At 46.3% G+C, this 23218-nt stretch carries 15 protein-coding genes; all 15 read right to left on the bottom strand.

The annotated features are described in order from the left end of the window. Positions 1–4: 4 nt before the first annotated feature. The 15 genes from L6I86_RS27265 to L6I86_RS27195 all read right to left on the bottom strand — a co-directional run bounded on the left by L6I86_RS27265 (position 5) and on the right by L6I86_RS27195 (position 23190). Complete coding sequence (locus L6I86_RS27265) at positions 5–805, bottom strand: serine/threonine protein kinase (protein WP_236291558.1); 801 nt, start codon at positions 803–805, stop codon at positions 5–7. Between the two features lie 72 nt (positions 806–877). Beyond that, the gene (locus tag L6I86_RS27260) at positions 878–2104 is read right to left on the bottom strand and encodes an MFS transporter (protein ID WP_236291552.1); all 1227 of its coding nucleotides are present in this window, start codon (positions 2102–2104) and stop codon (positions 878–880) included. 175 nt (positions 2105–2279) lie between these two features. After that, positions 2280–3494 (bottom strand): MFS transporter, encoded by a 1215-nt coding sequence (locus tag L6I86_RS27255; protein WP_236291550.1) that lies wholly within the window; start codon positions 3492–3494, stop codon positions 2280–2282. Between the two features lie 213 nt (positions 3495–3707). Continuing rightward, positions 3708–4859, bottom strand: coding sequence for an SGNH/GDSL hydrolase family protein (locus tag L6I86_RS27250; RefSeq protein WP_236291549.1), 1152 nt, complete (start codon positions 4857–4859; stop codon positions 3708–3710). Positions 4860–4934: 75 nt separating this feature from the next. Next, positions 4935–6590 carry an extracellular solute-binding protein gene (locus L6I86_RS27245; RefSeq protein ID WP_420851936.1) on the bottom strand — a complete coding sequence of 552 codons (1656 nt, stop codon included), beginning with the start codon at positions 6588–6590 and terminating at the stop codon, positions 4935–4937. Between the two features lie 114 nt (positions 6591–6704). Continuing rightward, positions 6705–7601, bottom strand: a complete 897-nt coding sequence (locus tag L6I86_RS27240) for a carbohydrate ABC transporter permease (RefSeq protein ID WP_236291547.1) — start codon at positions 7599–7601, stop codon at positions 6705–6707. Between the two features lie 14 nt (positions 7602–7615). After that, positions 7616–8521, bottom strand: coding sequence for an ABC transporter permease (locus tag L6I86_RS27235; RefSeq protein ID WP_082596006.1), 906 nt, complete (start codon positions 8519–8521; stop codon positions 7616–7618). Between the two features lie 575 nt (positions 8522–9096). Continuing rightward, a complete protein-coding gene (locus L6I86_RS27230; RefSeq protein WP_236291546.1) occupies positions 9097–11397 on the bottom strand; it encodes a helix-turn-helix domain-containing protein in 2301 nt (766 codons plus the stop codon). Between the two features lie 132 nt (positions 11398–11529). Then, positions 11530–13842: a glycoside hydrolase family 95 protein gene (locus L6I86_RS27225; protein ID WP_236291544.1), complete on the bottom strand. Its 2313-nt coding sequence runs from the start codon at positions 13840–13842 to the stop codon at positions 11530–11532. Between the two features lie 278 nt (positions 13843–14120). Then, positions 14121–16697, bottom strand: coding sequence for a DUF5054 domain-containing protein (locus L6I86_RS27220; protein WP_236291543.1), 2577 nt, complete (start codon positions 16695–16697; stop codon positions 14121–14123). 25 nt (positions 16698–16722) lie between these two features. Further along, positions 16723–19452: an alpha-mannosidase gene (locus L6I86_RS27215; protein ID WP_236291542.1), complete on the bottom strand. Its 2730-nt coding sequence runs from the start codon at positions 19450–19452 to the stop codon at positions 16723–16725. Next, positions 19449–20201, bottom strand: a complete 753-nt coding sequence (locus L6I86_RS27210; RefSeq protein WP_236291541.1) for a glycerophosphodiester phosphodiesterase — start codon at positions 20199–20201, stop codon at positions 19449–19451. The genes L6I86_RS27215 and L6I86_RS27210 overlap by 4 nt, the downstream gene beginning before the upstream one ends. A gap of 118 nt (positions 20202–20319) precedes the next feature. Beyond that, on the bottom strand, positions 20320–21039 hold the full coding sequence (locus L6I86_RS27205) for a ThuA domain-containing protein (RefSeq protein ID WP_236291539.1): 720 nt from the start codon (positions 21037–21039) through the stop codon (positions 20320–20322). Continuing rightward, complete coding sequence (locus tag L6I86_RS27200) at positions 21036–22130, bottom strand: Gfo/Idh/MocA family protein (RefSeq protein ID WP_236291538.1); 1095 nt, start codon at positions 22128–22130, stop codon at positions 21036–21038. The genes L6I86_RS27205 and L6I86_RS27200 overlap by 4 nt, the downstream gene beginning before the upstream one ends. Before the next feature lie 13 nt (positions 22131–22143). Continuing rightward, entirely contained in the window at positions 22144–23190 is a 1047-nt protein-coding gene (locus L6I86_RS27195; protein ID WP_236291537.1) for a LacI family DNA-binding transcriptional regulator, read from the bottom strand. Positions 23191–23218 lie beyond the last annotated feature (28 nt).

The following is a 23218-nucleotide window of genomic DNA, read 5'->3' as shown; positions in this document are numbered from 1 at the left end:
CTTTTTAAGCTAATACCGTGTCCAGTTCATCGATACAAGCTTGCGCACTCCTATATGGCGAGTCGATTTGCAATAATTTCCTGATGATGAGCTTCGTATGCGTAGAAATCGGCAATTCCTCATCCCAGCCTCTTGCTGCCTCCTCCTGCTCTTCCTTCGACTCAAAAGTCGAATACAACATAAACAATAAGAAGTGGCCGATGGCGTACAGATCTGAAGTTACGTCTACGGTCCTTCTACGGATTAGCTCCTCATCGGCATCTAACGTTAACCTCGCCGGCTCTCCTAAACGAGCAGCTAAACCGAAATCAATCAAGCTCATACGGTCCCCATCTAAGATGACATTCGGAATCCGAATATCCAAATGCACGATGCTCCGCTCATGAATAAAGCGAACGATATCCAGCAAGCGGCGTATGAGAATTAAAGCGTCCTTTTCCGCAAATTGTGCTCCCCGTTCAAAAATCAAATCCTCCACGGTCCGACCTTTGATATACTCGGTTATCATATACAATCGTTTCGATTCTTCGAAAGATGTGTAGCATTTTGGAATAGAAGGATGTTCTAACTGACTCATAATCGCCATTTCGCGATGCAATAGGTCTTGACCCAGTTGCCCTTTACTCGGTTTGGCTTGCTTCGCGACGACCTCACGACCGGAATGCTTATCTAGACATAAGTAAGTTAACCCATAGCTTCCCATACCTAGAAAATGTTCGATCTGGTATTGTCCCCGAATGACCTCTCCCTCTCTTCGAGGATAGTCGATCCATGCTTCGTAAGCCCTTTTTAGATAAGAAATCACGGTTAGCGGCCCTCCTTCTCACTCAGTTTTTCCTACACTAGCAGCGAAAAGCCAACTTGCTGCTTTATTGAATCAACCGTAACGAGGCACCGATTCCGTCATTTCTTTGTTATCTTTTTGCAGCAAAAAAATAATGGTTCCTATACACCCGCAAATGGCGGCCCCAATTAACAACCCTGAAATCGGCAAGTAATCGGATAGACCAGTGCTTAGTAATGGAGCGATAGAGCCGCGAATACCAAACAACATTAAGTGCAGGCCGAAAACGACGGCCTCTCTTCCAGGTACAACACGAAAAATATAGGCAAGAATACCAATATCCCAGATGGCATCGCCTATTCCCTGGATTCCGCTACCAATGATCACAGCCGGATAATTTCCGAAAATCCCATAAAGTAAAGGAACAATCGCGAACGCCGCCAATCCATAGACCAACGTTTGCTTCGCAGAAAATCGATCAATTACCCAACCAACAACGAAATATGCTACTAATAAACACACATAATAGGAAATCCGCGCAAGCGCAATTTCAATGTTGTTCAACTGCAACTCTCTGACTTGGATAATCTGATATAGGGGACTCGCCAATATGTTGCCAAAGCCCGTCAATGTTGTTGCTGCAAAAAATACAACCAGCTCCCGGTGATTTCTCACAAGCTTAAGCTGTTCCTTAAATGAAGATTTGCGTGCCGATACCTTCGTTGGTAAAGCAATCTCCTTAACACGGGATAGGGAAAGAATGGATATAACACCTGTTATAGCCGCAGTAATCAGCGATCCACTCGGTCCTGACTTATCCGTCCACGAGCCGACTAAGTAAGCAAGTGGAATCATAATAGCTCCCATGGCAACTCGAACGTAGCCCATTAGTCGGCCACGTAATTCAGGCTGATACATACGTGTAATTAGCGCAGGATAAGCCGGTGCTTGTATGCCCATTAAAAAATAAAAAATGATTGCCGTCACAACATAGACGCTTGGAGCTCCAAAAAATGCCGGAAGCAACAATAGCGCTCTGCCAATTACATTCGGGATGATGACAAAAGGTTTGGGATTCGATTGTTCGATTCTCCCTGCCCAAATCGGCGAGAACAACAGTCCAATCGCCGGAGCGGCTGCCAAAATCCCGACTTCCAGATTCGTAGCCCCTTGTCTAATGGCAAGTGCGATGTAAAACTGATTAAAGACCACATTAAAGAGACTAAATAAACAGGCTGCACCAAAATCACTATACAAGTTATGCTTAGTTGCCGGGCTCATGTGTAAGCCTAGTTTTTGAAACATTTTGTTTGCCAGCATGGTTTTACTTCCCCTCATACTTCTCTCATTCAAGTTCGATATTACCTTCATGATAGCAGGTTTTCCTGTTCGTTTCTCTCAAAAAAGAAAGTCCACAAGCTGGCACTTGCGGACATACAAAAGAGCTCACCATAATTAAATGGTTGAGCTTCTTTTGTTTACATTCAAAGCTTTATCAAGTTTGGCTCTGCAGTCTCCGATCCAGCTTCCCTTGGACGAACCAAGCGTATATGGCAAACCCGGCTAGCAAAGCTACCGCGGTAAGCAAGAAAGGCATTGAATAATGATTGCCCGCTAAGATGTAGCCCGCCCAGTAGGAAGCAATCGTATTCCCGATGCTGCGGGAAACGGTCCGCATGCCTGCGAACAGGTTGCGGTCTTCCTCCGCCACTGCTGACATGCATTCGCTGTCCATTAAGTTGTTCAGCATGGTGAAGCCCGTGCCGCGAATAAGCAGCAGAATAGCGAATACGGCGGTTGGCATGACGAGCGCCATCAGTGCGACGACAGCGATGTTATACAGAAACAGGAACACGAAGGTTCTGCGGCTGCCCCATCTCTCTACGACGTAAGGCATGATGATGGAGCCGATAAAGAAGAAAAATCCGGACAACGCCAGCACCCCGGAGATATTCCCATCCTCCATCTGGAATCGGAATTTCAGAATGACATTCAAGAACGGGCTAAGCAGTCCGAACGTAAAACCAGAGTTGAAAATCAACAGGGAAAGCAGCAGCAGGAAATACATCGCGTGTCGTTTCTTCGGCCGCGCCGAAGACTTCGTTACTTCGCTGCCATTCTTCTCTTCTGCTGCGGTGACGTTACCTTGGGCCTTTGTATAATTAGACGGCAGCAGTAGTCCCCGCAATATGCCCGAGAGGCCTAAGCATCCGCCAGCCACGAAGAAGGCATATTGGTACATCGTTGTATGTCCGGGCAGCCATTCGGGCAGGTAACCGCCAAGCCACGTGCCGAGTCCGGTAAATAACGTAAATATCGCGAACAAGAGCGAATAGGCACTTGTTTCTTCTTTTCTCGTGCGGCAATATTGGAAAATCAATTGGATTTCCGAATTTACAATGGCTGTAACACCAAGCGAATACACAAGCTGTGCGACGGTTACCGCGACAATACTGGTCCCGATACCAAAGAGCACAAGTGCAAGGAATGCCAAGAGCATACCGATGACGAGCATCGTTTTGCGCCCGATAAGCTTCACGATGAACCCTGCCGGCAAGCTGGCCAACCCAATCGTGAGTGCCCCGAGTGATGTTATCTTGCCGATGTCCCCTTTGGAGAAACCGAGGTCTAATAAATGCAAGTTAAGGATGAGACTAGAGATCCCGACCCCGATACCAAACAAGCTTTCCGTCGCAATGAACCGCTTCACGTTAGGTGATAAATCACGAACTAAATTTACGGTATACGTCCACATAGAGGCACCTTTCTTCTTGTTGTTATGTGCTCTATCTTACATGGCAAGGGCATCTAAGTTCAAATTTTATTTTACAGCTGGTTGATTCTTAGTTTCTATTCTTTTTCATGCATAAAATCCATCTATGTGTCCAGAAACCAGCGCGGTTCCCTGAATCAATGCCCTGCTCTAATTACTTAACAATTTCAAAATACGAAGACTCGTGCCCATGCTGCGTTCATCTTTCTTCCCAGTAGGACGAATTGTAATGCGTCTGCTATGCCGCTCCGCATGAATAGGAAACATGGCCATAATCGGTCGATATGCGTTCAAACACCAATCATCAAACAAAGAAATTGGACGATACGGCTCATTGTCTATCGCGTACTCGAAAATCCCCGAGTCTGGCCCGCATAGCAGCAAAACGCCAGCACCCTGCCCATGCACAGTGAAAGAAAGTGATGCCTCACGGGTATCTGTGTACAGATGTCGTGTGTCATATCGCCAGTTCATAAGCGGCTCTGACGACAACTGCCTCCATTCAAAACCTTCCAAACGATCTGCGAAATCCACCTCTAACATGGCAGCATATTCGTAATTGTTGGGCTCCAGAGGCGGGGGTAGTAGTAACGTATCCTGTCGGTTAACACCTGCCGTTTCCGTGTATGTATCCGTAACCCCCCTCACATCTAAGGCTACACCCAGGTACTCCCGCACGAAAGCAGCATACAGCGCATGCCCCTCATCATTGGGATGTACACGATCAGATGCAAGCGCATCCCAGGTCACTTGCTTCGACTGGATCAGCGTGTATACCCTAGCGGCAAAGTTAACAGAAGGAATGTCATAATAAGATGCCACCTCTTCATGTATAGCTATGTTGAATGGCATGTGGTCCGTCAAATTTTTATCCGCTGCCGTGTAGATATAACAGATATCCGTACGAGGCGATTGCCGTCGGCATTGTCGTACGATCCCTTCCATTCCCCTGATGGATTCGTCGCGATCCTCACCATCGTTCACACTAAACTCAACGAATAGCAAATCAATCTCACCGTGAGTCAAAACGTGCGCCTGCAAGCGATGAGCTCCCAATGTAGATGTCGTTCCACCAACACCCGCATTGATGCACATCACCTTGTCTGTGGTGTAACGTTGCTTCAAGTAGCGCTCGGTTAAAGCACGCCAACTCGAGGTTGTCGAATCCGATGCCCCTGCACCTTCAGTAATTGAACCGCCAATAAAAGCGACGGTGATCGGTTCATTGCGAAGCAATTTCTCCTTTATGTGCGACAGCCCTCCACGATGATTCAGCCAATGGTTGGCCCTTGTACTCGTCATATTCTACGTCTCCTTTACGAATAAAAAAATCAAGTGCTCTATGTATGAACATAAAGCACTCGATTTTTAACTGTCTTATTTTTTATAGGAAGAAGTGTCATACGCTTTTTGCAAAATTTCCAGATAACGTCCAACTTTCAAATTATCCAGTCCTTTCACATAAGCATCCCAATCCTTCGTCAAATCTTTATTTCCTGTAATGAATTGCAACGCATTTTGATCGATATAATTTTTGAGGTTCGTTTGAAGAATGCTTGCTTCATCTGTTTGTGCAGGATCAACCCATACCGCCCAGACCGGATAAATCTCTTTTGGTTCGTGACCTTGGTATAACAGTGTTGCATTGTACAATCTGCGCTCGTAGTTTGCTGAATCATACACATCTGTTCCTTGAACAATGCTGTCTCTGTATTCACTTGGTTGGTAGAAGTGGCCCATGCCGCTCCAGCCTGCATTATGAGGTGCTTCTCCTTCTACGGCTGGAATGGACGCCATGAGCGGTTTCACACCTTTACCGAGAGCGACCTCGCCTTCTTTCGGCTTTCTCCAGTCGATCCCTTCCATGCCTGATGCTGCATTCGTTTGACCTTCAAACGTAAACATGTAATCAACCATTTTAATTAACGTGATTTGTTCTTCTTTCGTAGCTTTGTTCGTAATGACGAATTTCGCCCCTGGTGTCAATCCGCCACCATCATGCGTAGCTAGGGAACCGTTTGGCCCCGTAAGTGGAGGTACTGGGTTGTAATCGGCCGAGTTTTTGTTCCCTTTATCAATGTTTACGAAAATAGCGGGATGCATGCCTGCGCCTACTCCAAGAATTTGCGTCCCTGCGTTCTCACCAATTTTCTTGAACGCTTCCGCATTTTGCGTAAATGCCCCTGGATCAATGAGTCCTTCGTCATACAAAGATTTAATATACGCGAGGCCTTCTTTCCACTGGGGCTTATTCGCTGCTGTATCGACTTTGCCATTCGCCATCGTCAGGTAATTGCGGTCATCATCATAAATGAAACCATTCATAAGAAACGGAATGATATGCACCCCAAAATCTTCCGTCGATCCACTTAATGGAACTTCGTCTGCTTTGCCATTACCGTTGGGATCACCCTTCTTGAAGGCTTGAAGTACTTTCTTGAAGTCATCGGTCGTTTTCGGCATCTCAAGATTCATTTTGGATAACCATTTGGTATTGATCCACATTTTATTCGGATAGGAGCAGTGGAAGCACTGCGTATAAGAACCTAATCCATAAATTTTGCCATCCGGCGCCGTACTAAAGCTCTTCAGTGTTGCGTCCTTAGCCATCGCCGCTTTGATATTCGGAGCATATTGATCGATCAAATCATTTAGGGGAATTAGAATACCCTGCTTCCCGTATTTAAGTATATCCGCTTGTGAAAACTGATCGATCCAGGCGGTCAACATATAGGAATCTGGATAATCACCGCTTGCCAGTGAAATCTGTCTCTTCTCTTTGGCACCATCAAACGGGATAATTTCAAAATTAAATTTTGCATTGAATTTGTCTTCCATGAATTTTGTGAATTTGTTCGTTTTCAAGTCAATCGCTGTATCCTGTTGAGCAAACATGCTGATCGCGACAGGACCACTCGTCGTTGCTCCCGTTGCTGCCGGAGATACAGTTGCTGTATCATCCTTCGAGCATGCGGCAAGAAATAAACTAGCCATCATAATTACCATTAGTGCGCTTACAAGACCCTTTTTCACATGTATCGCTCCCTTTTATCATGCAATTAGTATAACCCCGATCTAAGATCCACTGCCAGTATTACCTGAAATGAATCACCCCTTTCCATGGAATCCACGGGATAGGTCCGCGTCTTACCCTTTTACAGAGCCCACTAACATGCCTTGCACGAAGAACCGCTGGACAAACGGATAAATAACCAACACGGGCAGTGTTGTTACGACAATGAGGGAATATTTCAACGCTTCTGCAAGCTGCTGCCGTTCCACTTGCTTCAAGGCATCTGTGGCATTTGAGCTGTTATTGAGAATGATAATACTGCGCAAAATCAACTGCAGCGGGAACAAACTAGCGGATTTGAGATAAATCAAAGCATCGAAATACGCGTTCCATTGACCGACAGCATAAATCAGGATAAGAACGGCGATAATCGGTTTTGATAACGGCACGACAACGCTTCTCAGAAATCTGAAGTCACTGCAGCCGTCAATTTCACTTGCATCAAACAGTTCATCTGGAATCGCGGATTGAAAAAAGGATCTCGTGATGATGACCTGCCACACCCAAATCGCGTTCGGAATGAGCAGCGCCCATCTCGTATCAATCAGTCCCATCTGCTTGACGACCAAGTACGTTGGAATTAATCCACCGCTGAACAGCATCGTAAACGTGATTAACATCATGAGCACATTTTTGCCGAAGAACGTTTTCCGAGAAAGTGGATATGCGATCATAATCGTAAGTACCACACTAATAATGGTTCCTACACCTGTATAAAAAAGTGAATTCCCATAACCAATTACGACTTTCTGATTATGAATCAAGGTATTGTACCCTTTCAGCGATAACTCAACGGGCCACAGCCATACTTTGCCGGACGTGACAGCCGCAGGACTGCTGAATGAACTGCTGATCACGTAAATAAGCGGATATAACACAACAATGAGTAGGAGACTGAGAAGTACGTAGACGGCAATTAAGAAAATTTTATCTCCTAGTGAATCTTTCACCCTTACTTTGATCGTAGACATAGCTGCACTCCTTTTTACCAAATACTATGATTCGAGAATTTCTTAGCCATGCTATTTACAACAATAAGCAGGATCAAATTAATCACCGAATTGAATAATCCGACTGCCGTGGCGAAGCTGTAATTCGCATTCAGCAGTCCCACTTTGTACACATAGGTCGCGATAATCTCGGAATTCACTGTATTCAGTGGATTTTGTAATAAATAGACCTTCTCGAAGCCAATCGCCATCACATTACCTACATTCAAGATGAGGACGACCACAATTGTGGGCAAAATACCCGGCAAATCAACGTGAATAATTTTCTGAAAGCGCGATGCACCGTCTACTTTGGCCGCTTCATAGAGGGAAGGGTCTACGCCTGCTAAGGCAGCTAAGAAAATGACCGAATAATAACCCGCCGTCTGCCAAATGTCTGACCACACATAGATCGAGCGGAACATGCCAGGCTCTCCGAGAAAATTAATTGAATCCATCCCAAAATGATTCATCACCACATTCACAAAGCCGAGTCGAGGCGCCAGAAAGAGCATAATAATGGACACCATGACAACGGTAGAAATGAAATAAGGTGCAAAGGAAACGAGTTGGACGAGTTTCTTGAAGCGCTGATTGCGCACCTCATTGATCGCCAACGCCAATAATATGGGAATCGGGAAACCAACAATTAACAGGTATCCACTGATAAAAATCGTGTTCTTCATCAATGTCCAAAACAGCGGATTTTCAAAAAACAACTGAAAGTTCTTAAACCCAACCCAGGGGCTTCCCCAGATGCCTTTCGTGACATTGTAGTCCTTAAAAGCAAGCACCGCGTTCAATATCGGGTAATACTTGAATATAAGGAAATACAACACGGGTGGAATGATGAGCAGATACAACTGCCAATGTTTCTTGAAGCTTCGAGTCGCTGCCTCCATGATACCAAGTCGACTGCTTTTGATCAGCGATCTTTGACTGGTGACTAGTCCTTTGTCCAAAACAAAACCCCCTAAGATCATCTGTCTCGTAAATGTTTGCGCTTTCTTGAGCCTTATTCTAGGGGATCTATCCCCCTATTAGATAGGTACAATTGCGCTATTCCACGTACAATTGGCGGTAAATGGAGGGTACATCTGTCATTGGATCATCCAATTTCGCTGGAAGCTGCGATAGTCCGATATTTCCGAATTAAAACGAGGGTTAGCATGAGAAAAAGGAGCCGTAGTCCGATTATTTCGGACTAATGGGGGCTGGGGGGAGTGATGCGAGGCGGGATACGGTGGAGTTGAGGGGAGCTGGGGAAGTTGTGCGAGCTGGGGTGCTGCGGGTGCTGGGGAGCTGGGCGAGCTGGGGGCTAGTAGAGATGAGGTGTGGGGACCTGGGAGTAATCTAGGGCGCTTTACTGACCGAGTTAGTCGGTTTTTCCGACTAACTTACTGCTGCCGGCCGAAGAAGGCCGCCAAAGCCAAAAGCAAAAAAGCTAAGCGCATTAAGTCGCTTAGCTTCTCTATTATTATTCCGTTGTAGACTGCCGATACGAACTTGGCGAAACACCGAGCACTCGCTTGAATGCTCTGCGGAAAGAATGCGAGCTGTTGTACCCGACACGCGCAGCAATTTCGTCTACCGTGTACGTGTCCCCTTTTAACAAATTGGCAGCTTGATCCATTCTCACCTGTTCCAGATGATCCGATAAATTCTTCCCTGTTACCTCTTTGAACAGGTTGGAGATATATTTCTCCGGACGTTCCATCTTTTCTGCCACGCGGTATAAATTAAGATCAGGATCACTGTACATCTCAGCGATGTACACCATCACCTGCTCCACGGTTTTATTGTGATGATCGTTCTTTTTATTGGCAATTAACCCGCATAGGGATGCCATAATGCCATCGATATCTTGCCGAATCGATTCAATTTCTTCATTGGCCTGAATGTCAGCAACACGATTTTTAACCAACTCGAAAATATCAGACTCCTGGAAAGTTTTCTGATAAAGCAATTTCAGGAAAGTGCCTTTCAGCTCTCCGACAAGCTGATGCTTCATTTCGATGGACAGTTCACGATTTTCAATGTTTTGGGCAATGATCGCGTCCAGTATTCGTCTGGCTTCATCAAGATCCCCAGCTCTAATCGTGCTAATCAAACGCAGTTCAATGTCCAGCGGATAATAATAGGTGTCACTTTCCAACCGGGCATTGGAGAACCACAAGACACCTTTGCGATTCATGTGCAGGGCATACTCTAACGCCTGAGAAGCCTGCTCGTAGGTGTGGCTGACCTCCATCACCGTGGCAAATGGATTGCCCATCGCTGCGATGATTGTAATTTTATATTCCATAAATAAAAAATCGGCAAGCTCATTCAGAATTCGCTCAACCTCTTTATTCGCTGTCTCGGTGTCTTCACCAGACGCAATCCCTTCAAAGATGACCACAACCCGATCTGCACCAAGATCCGTCATATGGACAAGCCACCCAAGATCGTGCAATGTCTGTTTCATAATCAATCGAGCCGCACTTAACTCGTTCAGAATGTCGACGTTATCCATGCCGGAGTACCCTTTGATTTGCAAAATACCTGTGTAACCCGTATCCGCTTGTAACCCTGTATTGGCCTGCTCGGCGGCGGCTGCTATCTCCTCCAACGAGCGAAATTCGCCGGCGATAAGCCTTTTCAAAAAGGCATCCCGGATTAAGGGGAGCTGCCGGTTCAATTCATTTTCGAGCCGCTTATTGTTAGAAATCATGTTCGAGATATTGCCCTGCAGAAAGTCATACTCATTGCGTCCCACAGCAGCATCTTTGCCAAACTGCTCTTTCATCACATTTAGCAGCCTATGCATCGGGGAACTATTTCGGTAAGCTTGCCACAATCCCACCAACAATCCCACCACAAGAGCTGCACTTGTCACAGACCACGTAATGTATTTGATTTTATTCGCATTCTCCATTAATACATGTCTAGGGATCCCCGCTCGATATACCCAACCTGTGGTTTTGGAACGAATCGTAATGACCAAATCATCGTTATAGAATTGACTCGCTTTCGATTGATCAAAACTATTATCTGAGGCTAGCTTAGCCACGTCCGATTCATTTATGCCAAGTAAGCTTATGGTATGCCCTTGCGCATCACTAATGTGAGACCACCCACCGTATTGATCCTTCAGATCCGATAAGACGCTAGAGATAACTTTCTCATCTATGAGAACAACGACTGTAGCCCGTGCGGTACCACTAAAGCTGTCTAACGGGAGTGACTGTATATACGTAATCACAGAGGATTCCACACCGTTCGTGATAAAGGGTTTCAGTGGTATGATTTCCCTATTGTGCGTTTGCTCTAGTAACGTTCGTTTCCATTCATCTGCGGGTAGATCTTTATAATGGAAGGACTGATAATAGCGTTCAGGTTGGAAATAAGAAGAAGCAGGCGTTAAGAGCACATTGTAATTATTTAAATAGATAAAAAATTGCTGTAAGAAATCATTCGTTTGGCTAAATGCTTTAATATCATTATTTACTTTCCAAATGCCATACAGATTGACCCTCTCATCCATTCCCTTCTCATTCATAAGTACACTCAGCTCTTGATTCAGAGCCAATTGCCTTGTGAAACCTTCTACCTCAGCCATCCTTCGCTCCAAAATATCTTGACTCTTCCGAAGTTGTGTCACGTTATTCTCAATAGATACGGATTGCGTCACCGCAATCGCCGTACGATATGACATATATCCGGCAATGCTCGGAATAACCAAGATCACAATATAGGAGATCAGAAATTTACGGAATAACCGTGAAAACTTCGGCATGAACCTTATCCCCCCCCATTTATGTAAGCGCTATCTAAAGTGTATTTTATTATACCATGTCTTTTTCTGGATAGACAAAAGGAAAGGCAACTACGCTTATTCCGACTGTAGCTGCCTTGGTCTACTTGGTATTTAGATTCGTTTCATGTTCAAACTACCGTCGATGTGGTACGTGCAGTTGGGCTCCAGAGAGATCTCGATCTTGCGATCTCGATAACGCAGAAACATACGAACTGCCGAGAATGAGCGTATAGTCGCCTCGACCAATTCACCATTGGCCCAAGTTACATCCACCTCCGCATTCCCTTTTGCTCGCAAGCCCGTGACCTTGCCGGTCTGCCACTTGGCTGGAAGTGCTGGCAGCAGGTGAATGCCCCCTGCATGACTTTGCAACAGCATTTCAGCAATAGCCGCTGTACCGCCGAAATTACCGTCTATTACAAATATATTCGTTTCAGCTCCAGCGATCCCTGCCTTGGAGAAGGTTAATAAATTGTCAAAGCACAGCTGACCGATTAAATGCATGAGATGCTTGTAGGCATTCTCGCCATCATGTAATCTGGCGAAATTCGCTGCAAACAAAGCTACCGTAAACTCAATGTCCTCTAACATTTCACGATTCATGCGATTGACCAAGCTCACCTCTGCCGCAGAGCTGAGCTCTGGTGTACCTTCAGGTGTTATCTGATTACCGGGGTATAAGCTGAATAGATGGGCAAAGTGGCGATGGTCAGGCTGTGCTTCTTCATAATCCTCCAGCCACTCCTGTAATTGTCCTCTTTGTCCAATCATCAACGGCGGCAACAAAGTGATGGCTTGTTTCAGCTTCTGTTGAAGCTCTACATCCACTTGCAGCAATTCCGATGCTTCTAGGCAAAATACGAACAAATCGCGAACCAGCACCTGGTCCAGCGTGGAGCCCATGGATAATTGATATTCCCCTCTGATTGGTTCATTCACATAGAAACTGTTCTCAGGCGAATTCGACGGACCGGTCACTAGCCAGCCATACTTCGGGTGAACCGTCATATAGTCGAGGAAAAAGGCTGCAGCTTCTTTCAGCACAGGATACGCTGTCTCTGCCAGAAACGCCTGATCGAGACCGAAGTCATAGTGCTCACGAAGATGCGTGGCAATCCATAAGCCTCCCGTGACGTTCAGCCCCCACGATGTTTCCCATCCGGGTGACGCGAATCCCCAAGCGTTGGTAAATACATGGGCAACCCATCCCTCACAGCCATAGAAATGCTTCGCTGCCGATTTCCCACTCTCCGCTAGTTGCTCAATGAATCGCATTAAGGGGAGATGGCATTCCGCCAAATTGCTCACTTCTGTTGGGAAATAATTCATTTGTGTGTTGATATCCAGATGATAGTCGCAGCTCCATTGCATACGATTGGCTTCCCCGTCATTCCATATTCCTTGCAGATTAAGCGGCAGCGGAGAGTCAGACCTGGCCCCAGCAATCGTCAGATAGCGACCATATTGATAAAATAGGGCAAATAAGTGCGGATCATCATCCTGACCCTGGAGGAACAGCTGTATGCGTTCATCCGTTGGTAGAATAGATTGACTAGTTACGCCTAAATCTAGGTTAACTCTGTCGTACAAACGACGATAATCCGCCACGTGGTCCTCTTTCAATTGCTCATACCCTTTGGCAATCGCATTCTCAATTTGGTGCACCGACGTTGACATCCACGCGTCATTGCTTCTGCCGTAATCGGTATTCGCTGCCAAATAGATGACCACGTCATCTGCTTTATCTATCCTGATTTGACCAGCATCTGCGGACACGCTGCCACCAACTGCGATGACTTTCAACACCCCATGGCAGCATACACCGCAGTCCCCGTCACTATGCATGCTTTCCGTCGCTTGCCCCACAAAAACTAACGTATCCTTATCGATTATTGTTGCAGTGAACCGATCTGTTCTTCCGACAATACGCAGCGTGAGTGAAATGGCGCCAGACTGTTCGCTAGATATACGCGAGGCGATGACTCCATCTGGATGTGAAGCCCAGACCTCTCTTGTTCGTTTATGCCCGCTGGATGTGTAAACTGTTCGCGTGCTAGCACTCTGAAGATCTAGCTCTCGAACCAACTCATTGCCATTATCGTCAAATGCTAGTTGCACATCGCACATCGATACATTCGTGCCGAAGTTGCCTTTCTTAGGCTGTAAAGACTGCTTCGCCAACTCATCTCCCCGCTTATAATCCCCGGAAAAAAAATACTCCCGCATGTGATCTAGATCTTCTCTCGTGTTGGATTGACCTGGAATTGCTTCCGACTTCCCTGACCAATAGGTCAGTTCTGTTAAACTCCAGGTTTCATGTTCCACACCGCCGTAGATCATCGCCCCCAATCTTCCATTCCCGATAGGCAATCCTTGCGACCAGTTCGAGGCTGGACGATTAAACCATAGCTTCATGTCATTCATAAGTGTAATTCCCCCATAATGGTTACGCTTTCTTTATGCTCATTGTAGGGATGTTTCTCCGACATGGATAGGTACAATTGCGGTATCCCACGTACAATTGCCGCAACAGATAGGGTACATCTCTCATTCGAGCATCCAATTTCCCCCTCCGGGTTGTGCGTATCATGATGGCGTTGCTGGCAACATCTGTGCTTCATTAGAAGCACGCTGCGATATTTGGCTTCATCGTAAATAAACAGACAGCTGCATGCCAGCTGTCTGTTTATTTGTGATCCGCTTCAAGCAAACCAAAGCTTCATCGTTTTAATTTCAAAAGGATTCATTGTCACAGCAAAAAGATCTCTACCAAATTCTACGTTCGTTTCCTTCGTACGTTCGACCAGATCACATTCCTTCACATCGGCAAGAGACTCCGTAAATGGAAACTTCACTGCCAAGTGCATATCGAGCAGATTTTGGAATCGTATGACGTAGGCGTCGCCTTGCTCCGCTTTTTTGAAGGATAACACATGGATCCCTTCTACGCTTTCTTTCAGGAAGCGATACCCGGCTAGTCCTTCTGGCTTCCAACCTGCTGTCACCTGAGGCGGCATGCAGGCTTCGGCGGCTAGCTGCTGAACGCGTCCTGCTTTCCAATCTCCCGCGTGAGGTACAATCCGAAAGGCATATTGGAAACTACCGCTGATCCATTGCGGAAAGTTCGTTCCCCATTGATTGTTAAATAAGTTGAAATGAAGGTTTGGCTGCTCAGGTACATACACTTCTTTGGCATATTGGTAAATCCCCTTTTCACCAATGGAAAATAGCGGTGTATCGAAGGGAATGATCGTTAATCCCACTTGTTCATCCTGCACATCAACCCATTGACTAGCGCAGTGAAGCCGTGAATTCGCACCTTTCTCAATATCTTCAAGCGGATTGACAACGCTGCCTAATTTCTGAAACCGATAGTTCGGCTGATCCGCGTTCAAGGCAAATGTGAAATGCCCGCTCTCAGCATACGCAGTAGATGCTTTACGACGCACAGTCACTCGCATATCGGCATATGGCTGACTTGCTTCCATACGGATCGATACGCCAATTTCTTCACCATTTCCAAACTCCTCGTAACTTTCGTTAGGCGTCGTGAAACTAATTTCAACGTTGCCCCAGCTATCGCCATTCGAGATCTTAACATCTGCAAGATGAAGCCCATACCGCTTATGATCAATTCTAGGGTAACCTGGCTTACCAAAATCGTTCACATACCAATCCATGAGATCATAGCTGTATGTTTTCACAAAATTCAGGATATCTTCTTTCCCGTAAACATCGTATTCGTATTGCGCGAACCTTCCGTTTAGGGCCCATTCCTTCTGATTCTGCTTATCATAAAAGCTCGTTATACAGCCTGTATGCATGTTAACCACGATGCGTATCGCATCGTTTTCCAAAATTGCGTTCTCCGCGTCTTTCACTGCGATGGCAGATGAATGAGCGTCAACCGTACTTTCCGCATATTCAAAAGTTCGATACCCCATTGGTGGCAATTCACCAATATCGGCCTCGCCAGTTTCATTAACGAAATAGGATTCCCTCGTTTCTCTATCTGTCAGTGTACCGTGCTTCCGATGCTCAAGCTTGATCTTCACATGCTGTCGTTCCCACGCAAGCGGGTTATACACACCAATGATATTCGAATCTATCGCTGTAAAAGGTTGAACTTCACTTAAAGCTTTCTCAGCTTGATCTACGTAATTTGTCTGTTCGGCCCAAGAAGCCTCCGTCTTAAGATAGGAGTCCGGAAACATCGCGCGGTCTTTCTGAATCGCAGCTTTCCCAAAAGCGCGCTGGCTGTTACGGCCAGGCAACAAATTCGATTTAATATCGATTCCCCACGTATGCTCCCCGAATAGCAGCGTGTGTTCATAAGCCTCCGCTATGGCATGCCTGTGATCATTATCACCTTTACCTGACAGCTGCTCGAGCGTTGATAAGCTTTCTCGTGTTGCAATATCCGAGCGCATCCTCCGTACACGGGACACTTCTTCTGGATAGGTGCCAATCCCATGAATCCATGTATCGGCTAAATCCTTGCGAATTACAGGGATATCCTGATAATCTCTGGCCGCAAAATCGCGTGCAAAATCGTCCATAGTCCCGATTTTCACCTCGGTATTCGGATACTTACTCGCAATCTCATCCAACAAGTCTTGCACCACAGAGCCATCCTGTGGACCATAGTTGTCTTGCGTTTGCAGCAGCGCTATCCAAATGGGATATGGCCAGTCCTCTGGCGGCGTCAGGTCTGTGCCATAGGCCCCCTTGGAATAATAGGTTAAGACTCTGCTGCCATCCGGACCTTCCCAATGAAATAACCGCGGTAAATCAACCGGTGAAGAACACGCATTTACGCCTAAATGCAGAAATTCAATGCCTGCATTTTTCAATAGGGTAGGCAGCATCCAGGTATGACCGGGGACGTCCGTCATTTTGGCAGAAATGACTGTGTGTCCATATTGATCACGAAGCTTTTCCGAGATGTATAACCCTCTAATGTATTCTTCAGTTCCGCAAAACTCCGTATGTGTCGTAAACGGAAGCCCATGCCAACGCAGTTGTCCGTTCGTAATCAAGGCTTCCATTCGGTCCTTTCTCCCCGCATCCGGCGTATCCAAACATTCCTTCAGCATCCAGGCAGGCAGTGTCCACACATAGTGATGGTCTGGTCCATCCTTCCTCGTGTCTTCACAAACAGCTAGAACGTCGTTCATCATTTCTTCTCTATATTGGGAGATGACGTTGCTGGCTAAGTCCGTGAAACCCAAGTCTACATGAGTTTTAAAAACAACATATATCTTCTCTAGTTGCCTCACTGTTCTCTCCTCCGATATCTATAAATTATCGATGAATCCCGATCGTCACAATTTCACATGGGCCAACCGACCAATGAATTTGATCATTAGATTCAGCTTCGATCCGCGGGCCGAGCTCTTCCCTAATGGAACTCCTGTAGAACTCGTTATACGAAAGTTGAGAACTTAGCTGCAAGCTAGCCTTTTGGGTGCTCATGTTGTACCAACGCAGCAGGAGCTCATCCGATCCTTCCTTCATTTTCATAGAGGAGAATGCCAGATCCCTGCCTTCCCACTGGAATGGGGCAAACGAAGGTGAAATCCTTCCAGGGTGGTTATCTGTCTGGCAGGATGTCCATGGAATTTGGAACTGATAAGCCTCCGCATAAGCGCCCGACTGAATACCATCCCCGTTATGTGGGATAACCGCCATTCGGATGGTGTGTTCCCCCAAACATTGTGCTTCTGGCGTTGGGAACAAGCCCCAGTCACCAAGCTCACCAACAGCACGAAGCAGTGTTATCGCAACCGTATTGCGGCCGTCACGCAAAATCTCGTATTCGTTCAGGCCTACATTGGCGACGACCAAGCCTGCCCCGTCCTCACTGAGATCAACGAATGCTTGCTGATGCTGTGTATTGCTTGGGTTCTGCCATTCGGCAGCAGGCTCATTGTCTCTCTGCGGGACTTCAAACATCGTGTCAACGCGGTGAACTTGCGTGTTCACATCCGTTGGGAAGAGCATCCGTAAACGATGGTCCTTCGCTTGGTTGTTGAAGGTAGCTGTAATGTCTACCCCCTGACCCCTGCGGCTCAAGCTGATAAACGTGCGAATCTGCATAGGTAGCATGCGGGTTGAGCGCTGTGCTTTTCGCGTACCAAAGTAGCTTAAGCTGCGCTGTTCCGCCTCTAGCATAGCGTCTGCTGATGCAGGCACTTCCCAATCGTGTACAATTTCCATGGATGCTTGATACGGCGTATCTTCTAACACTCGGATTTGCGCAGCCACCCCATGGGTCGTTCGAGGCGTTTCACCATCCGGCTGTTTATACATATATTCATTGCCGATGTCCCCTGAATTCTCATAGATGCCTAAATCCCGATAGACACGGCCGTTCGTCTTGTCAGTTAAGTTGAATGAACCGTTCGCGCCGACTTCGATCTTGAGCGACTCATTTTCCAGCACGCGGTCTCCAACTAGCAACGAAGAGGTTGCAATTTTCGTTGCACGTTTCACCCAGGCATAAGCTTTCAGCCCTAATGCAGGAACATTCTCCGCTTCAAAGGTAAGCTTCACTTTGCGGCACAAATATGGTTGACGGAACTTGTCATCTGGCAGATCGTAACCGAATTGTTGCCCGAGATCTTGGAAGGCACAAGGGATGGCATTCCCATATTCATCCACGAGTATTCTGCCAGAAAGATCCAACGCTTGAATGATACGGCTTGCGTCTTCAGGCGTGTAACCGTCACGGAAGTACAAACGCAAGGCATCAAGCTCGATGCTCACTACACCGCTGCGTTCCCAACCAGATGTGTTCATCACAATGAAGGGCAGCGCCTCTTCTCCCATGTTGGCAAAACCCGATGTGTCAATCATGTCGGCAATGGCTCGTTTGCTTTCGTCAATGATGGCCTCTGCCACGTGTCGACTTTTCTCAAAGCGCGTCACCATTTCTCGGTGCACTTCGTCTACGGAGCACCCACATATGCTGTCATGCGGATGATTTTGCATCAGTGTTTTCCAGGCATAGGTGAACAGATGATGGGGATATTTCTCCTGCGTTCCAAGGACATGTGCCAAAGCGGCCAAAGGCTCCGCCACTTTCTCCAACATCGCTTGCCCTACTTGGTTCATTTGCTTCAAATAAACACGAGCAGAAGCAGTATTCACAAGCGTATTCCAACCGTCCGTACGTTGGCTGCGAAGCTCGCCTTTTATAATGGAAAGCTCACGATGCAAGGAACGCTCGGCAGCTTGCAAATAATCAATAAAATTAGAATGAATAAAGGCTGTATCTGGATAAAGCTCGCGCGCCACTTGAAGTGCTTCTGGCAAATCCAGTTGAATTGGCTGATGGTCACAGCCATTCATGAAGAGCAATTCACCCATCGACGCGTATTTCTCTGCATCTGCCAGCTTCTGGTCCCAGTAGACTCTCGCTTGTTCACGATCAACAGGGATTTCCCATCCATTGTTATACCAATTGGCAAACAAAATGCCGAGTACCTGTGATCCATCCGGCCCTTCCCAAGTCAATTCCGAAAACGAAGATTCGTAATCGCCATCTGACACGGTATTGTTAAAGCCTGTTGGCTTAACGCCTCGCCCAAAAAACACATTCGTAATCCCAAACTGCCGCATCAGTTGCGGCGTCTGACCTACCAAACCAAAGGTATCGGGAAAGTAGCCAATTTTCGAAACAGGTCCATATTTCATCGCATCTTGGTGACCAATCTGCATATTCCTTACGTTGGCCTCGCCACTTGTCAAGAATGCATCCTGCAGGATATACCAGGGACCAATCAAAATCCGGCCGGCCCGAATCAAACGGGATAATCGCTCTTGCTGATCGGGTCTGACCTGCAGATAATCTTCAAGAATAATCGTTTGTCCGTCCAAGAAAAAACTGCGATAATTCGGATCTTGGTCCAGTTTATTCAGCAGCTCATCCACCAGTTTGACGAGACGCACATGATGTTTCTCATAAGGTAAATACCATTCTCGATCCCAATGGGTATGGGAAATGATATGAGCTGTTCGCTTCGAATTCATCTTTTAGCTCCCTCCCTTACTTGCACCAAAGCCGAAATATTTCGAGACGTAATCGACTCAACGCCCATCTCCATAAAATGCTTCATCTCATCTTCGGTATTAACTGTCCAGATGTAGACATCCAGCTCGTGAAGGGCTGCTGCTTGAAGGAGTTCTGGCCCAACAATTCGATAGTTCACGTTGAGACCAAAGCAATTCGCGCTTAACGCTTGCTCGCAGCTAATGCGAACTGCTTCCCTCTCATTTAGCGTTAGAAATAAGGACGTATCCACGTTCAGCAACTTGCGTAATCGTGGATTCGTACGGTCAACAGCTTGTGCCCGCAAAGTCTCACACCCGCTAAGAATGACCTGCTCGATTAACTCGTTTTGTTCTACGAATCGGGAAACAGGTTCTATACAGGCATCTGATTTCAAATCCAGATTCATAATCTTACCTGAAGCCTTCAAGATAGGTAGAACCGACTCCAAGGATAAGATCCGAATCGTCTCCCCAGGTGACCCGTTATGGGCTTTGATTTCCAGCTTACTTAACTCAGCATAGCTCATGCGGGAAATCTTATATGCCGTCCCGTCCACGGAGCAAACGCTGTCGTCGTGAGAAAGCACCAGGACCCCGTCAGCGGTTATTAATATATCTTCTTCCACAATATCTGCGCCGCTATGAAATGCCGTTTCTATAGAAAGCAAACTATTATCAGGTGTGCCCATACATCCCGTATGTGCAGTTAGTAACGGATAGGTCTTCATCATCTTTCACCTCAACCTAGAATCATAGTTGCGAGTTCCATGCCCTTGAATGCGACTGAATTCGCAAGCCAAACAGCTTCTTTCACCATGAAAGAAGCTATATCTGCAAATAAGCTCACTACTTCTTGATCTCCTCAAGCGGCATATGATGCCCGTAAAACGTCTTTTCCCTTTTAATTGGGGCTGTCCACTTCACAGCATTGGCAATGACGCGCTGCACATCTTTGTTGTGATAAGTAGGATACGTCTCGTGACCTGGACGGAAATAAAAGATTTTCCCTTGGCCGCGACGATACGTGCATCCGCTGCGGAACACCTCTCCCCCTTGAAACCAACTAACGAGGATTAATTCCTCTGGTGTAGGGATATCGAAATGCTCTCCGTACATTTCTTCCTCTTCCAAATCGATATAAGGTCCAATTCCCTCTACGATTGGATGTGATGGATCCATGACCCACAGTCGCTCTTTTTCATCCGCTTCTCTCCATAGCAGATCGCAGGAAGTGCCCATCAGTTTGCGGAACAATTTGGAATGATGACCTGAGTGAAGCACAACCAGCCCCATACCCTCATGTACACGTTTACATATACGATCAACGACGATATCTTGAAAGCCCTTATGCTCAACGTGTCCCCAATAAATAAGGACATCCGTCTGATCCAGCTTTTCTTGAGTTAACCCATGTTCAGGCTCATTGAAAGTTGCACAACTTATTTCAAATCCATCCTGACGAATTCCATCAGCAATAGCTCCGTGCATACCTTTGGGATAGATCCGAGCTACCTCTTCTTTTCTTTGCTCCTGAAGAAATTCATTCCATATCGTTACTCGGATCATACAAGCTCCTCCCTTTTCACATGCGAATGGTATGATAAGCTCCTCGTTACGCCGTCTTGCGCTGAATCTATGATGGCTTGCAGCACTTGTTGGTTACGGTATCCATCGATTATTGTCGGGAGCGAAGAAGAGTTCTTTTGCTCCAAATAATCTACAAAGTCCTGTAGCATCGGCTTCATTGATTTCTCATCCAAGTGAATGACAGATTCGGTCAGTTGTAGATTTTCACCCGATCTGAGCGTCAAATGAACTTCATTTGGCTTTTCGACTGACATTCGGACCGTCCCCAGGTCGCCAAACAAAGTAACGTTGAATTGATTCCCCGTGCCAATTGCATTCTTATGGGTATAGAACGACCCCATCACGCCGCCCTCTAATACACACTGGAAGCTAGTAAAATCATCCACATCAACTTCGGCGTATTCCCCTGTTCGCTTATCCAATCGGCGATCCGTGAACGTGGTCATCATACCTGACACCTGCGTAAATTCGCCTACAAAAAAGCGTGCCGCATCCACCATATGCGAGCCTATATCCGCTAATATGCCGGATCCCGCCATGGCTTTATTAAATCGCCATGTGTACTCTTTGTTAAACATTGGCGCGTTTTCCTCTTGTAAATAATGCGCAGCGATATGCCGGATCCGGCCTAAAGCACCGTCCGTAACGAGCTGCTTCACGTATTGGAAGCAAGGTCTATACCGATACGAGAAGCCGATCATGCATGGTATCGGATTTGCTTCATACAACCGTATTAAGTCATCCGCCTCCTCCATGGTTCGGGTAAAAGGCTTCTCCGAAAATATCGGTTTACCGCATGCAATCGCCACTTTCAAGATGTCACAATGGAACTTATTAGATACGCCTGAAATGATGAAATCGATGTCAGGGTCGGCTATGATGGCTCGATAATCCGTGTATCGCTTCTCAGCTGGCAAATTCAGACGCTCGCCGGCCTGTTCCACCGCTTTCGCATTCACATCACAGATGGCGGCAACGTTTGTATTGCTAATTTTCGCAAGATTGTTCATATGGTAATCGCCGATACCGCCAAGGCCAATAATGCCTACGTTCCATTGTTTATTACTCATCATGTTCGCTCCCTTATTTGCGATCTTCCTCGTGACCAATCGTCGAGACTGAATTTCGCTCTATAATTTTGCCTTCAACAATGATATTTTCATCATATTCACCTTGCAGCACGCCTAATTGATGCATTAACAATCGGACAGATTGGGCACCTAATTCAGATGGCTGCAAATCCATGCTCGTCAAAGACGGGTTCGATTGCACCATCATCGAGTTATCACCGCATATCACAAATAATGAGACATCCCCAGGTACACTAAGATTTAAATCCTTAATGGCATTAAGAACACTGAATGCGGTACGATCATCGTCCGCAATAATCGCGGTCACTTTTTTCTTTTGCTTACCGAGAATATCGATCGTCTCTTCATACCCATAATCCATATATTCACTGGAGTTCAGCTCAGGCTTATGGTGAATCATGTGCTCCTCCACGTCTAGCCCACGATCCTTCATCGCTTGAATGAAGCTAGCTTTTCGGTCAATAGAAACGGTCATATGCTCATTCGCATTCAGAAACATAATATCTTTATGGCCTTTACCAACTAAATACTCGCAAATATTGGACATCATCTGTACATTATCGTTATCTACGCTTGTAGAATGCTCTATGTTTTCATTCATCACATGACCTACCGTCACAAAAGGGATCTGTCCCATATGCATGAGGTTGATCCGTTCATCATTGGCCGTAGGCCTCATCACAACAGCACCATCGATCGGATAACTCGTCAAAAATGGCGTTTTCACCTCATGAACAGGAATGATATCCAACAGGACCCTGTACCCATAATAAGCTGCTTCCAGAATGACCCCGTTAATAAACTGCGTATGAAAGGCGCTAAAGAAGAAGCTGCCGTGCGGTATGGTTAAGCCAATGGCCATTGTTTTCTTGGTAACCAAGCTTCGCGCAGTATGATTAGGGACATAATTTAATTGTCTAGAAACACTCATCACACGCTCTCTGACTTCGTTGCTTGTCGGTCTTTTTTGGCTAAAGACATTGGAAACTGTCCCTTTTGAGACTTTCGCTAGCCTTGCAACATCATCAATTTTTGCCATGTTCGGGTAAACATCCCTTCGTTACAAT

This window comes from Paenibacillus allorhizoplanae, assembly GCF_927798215.1.
GTDB lineage: Bacteria > Bacillota > Bacilli > Paenibacillales > NBRC-103111 > Paenibacillus_E > Paenibacillus_E allorhizoplanae.
The sequence above is the reverse complement of the archived record's forward strand: the minus strand, read 5'-3'. Positions and strand labels throughout refer to the sequence as shown.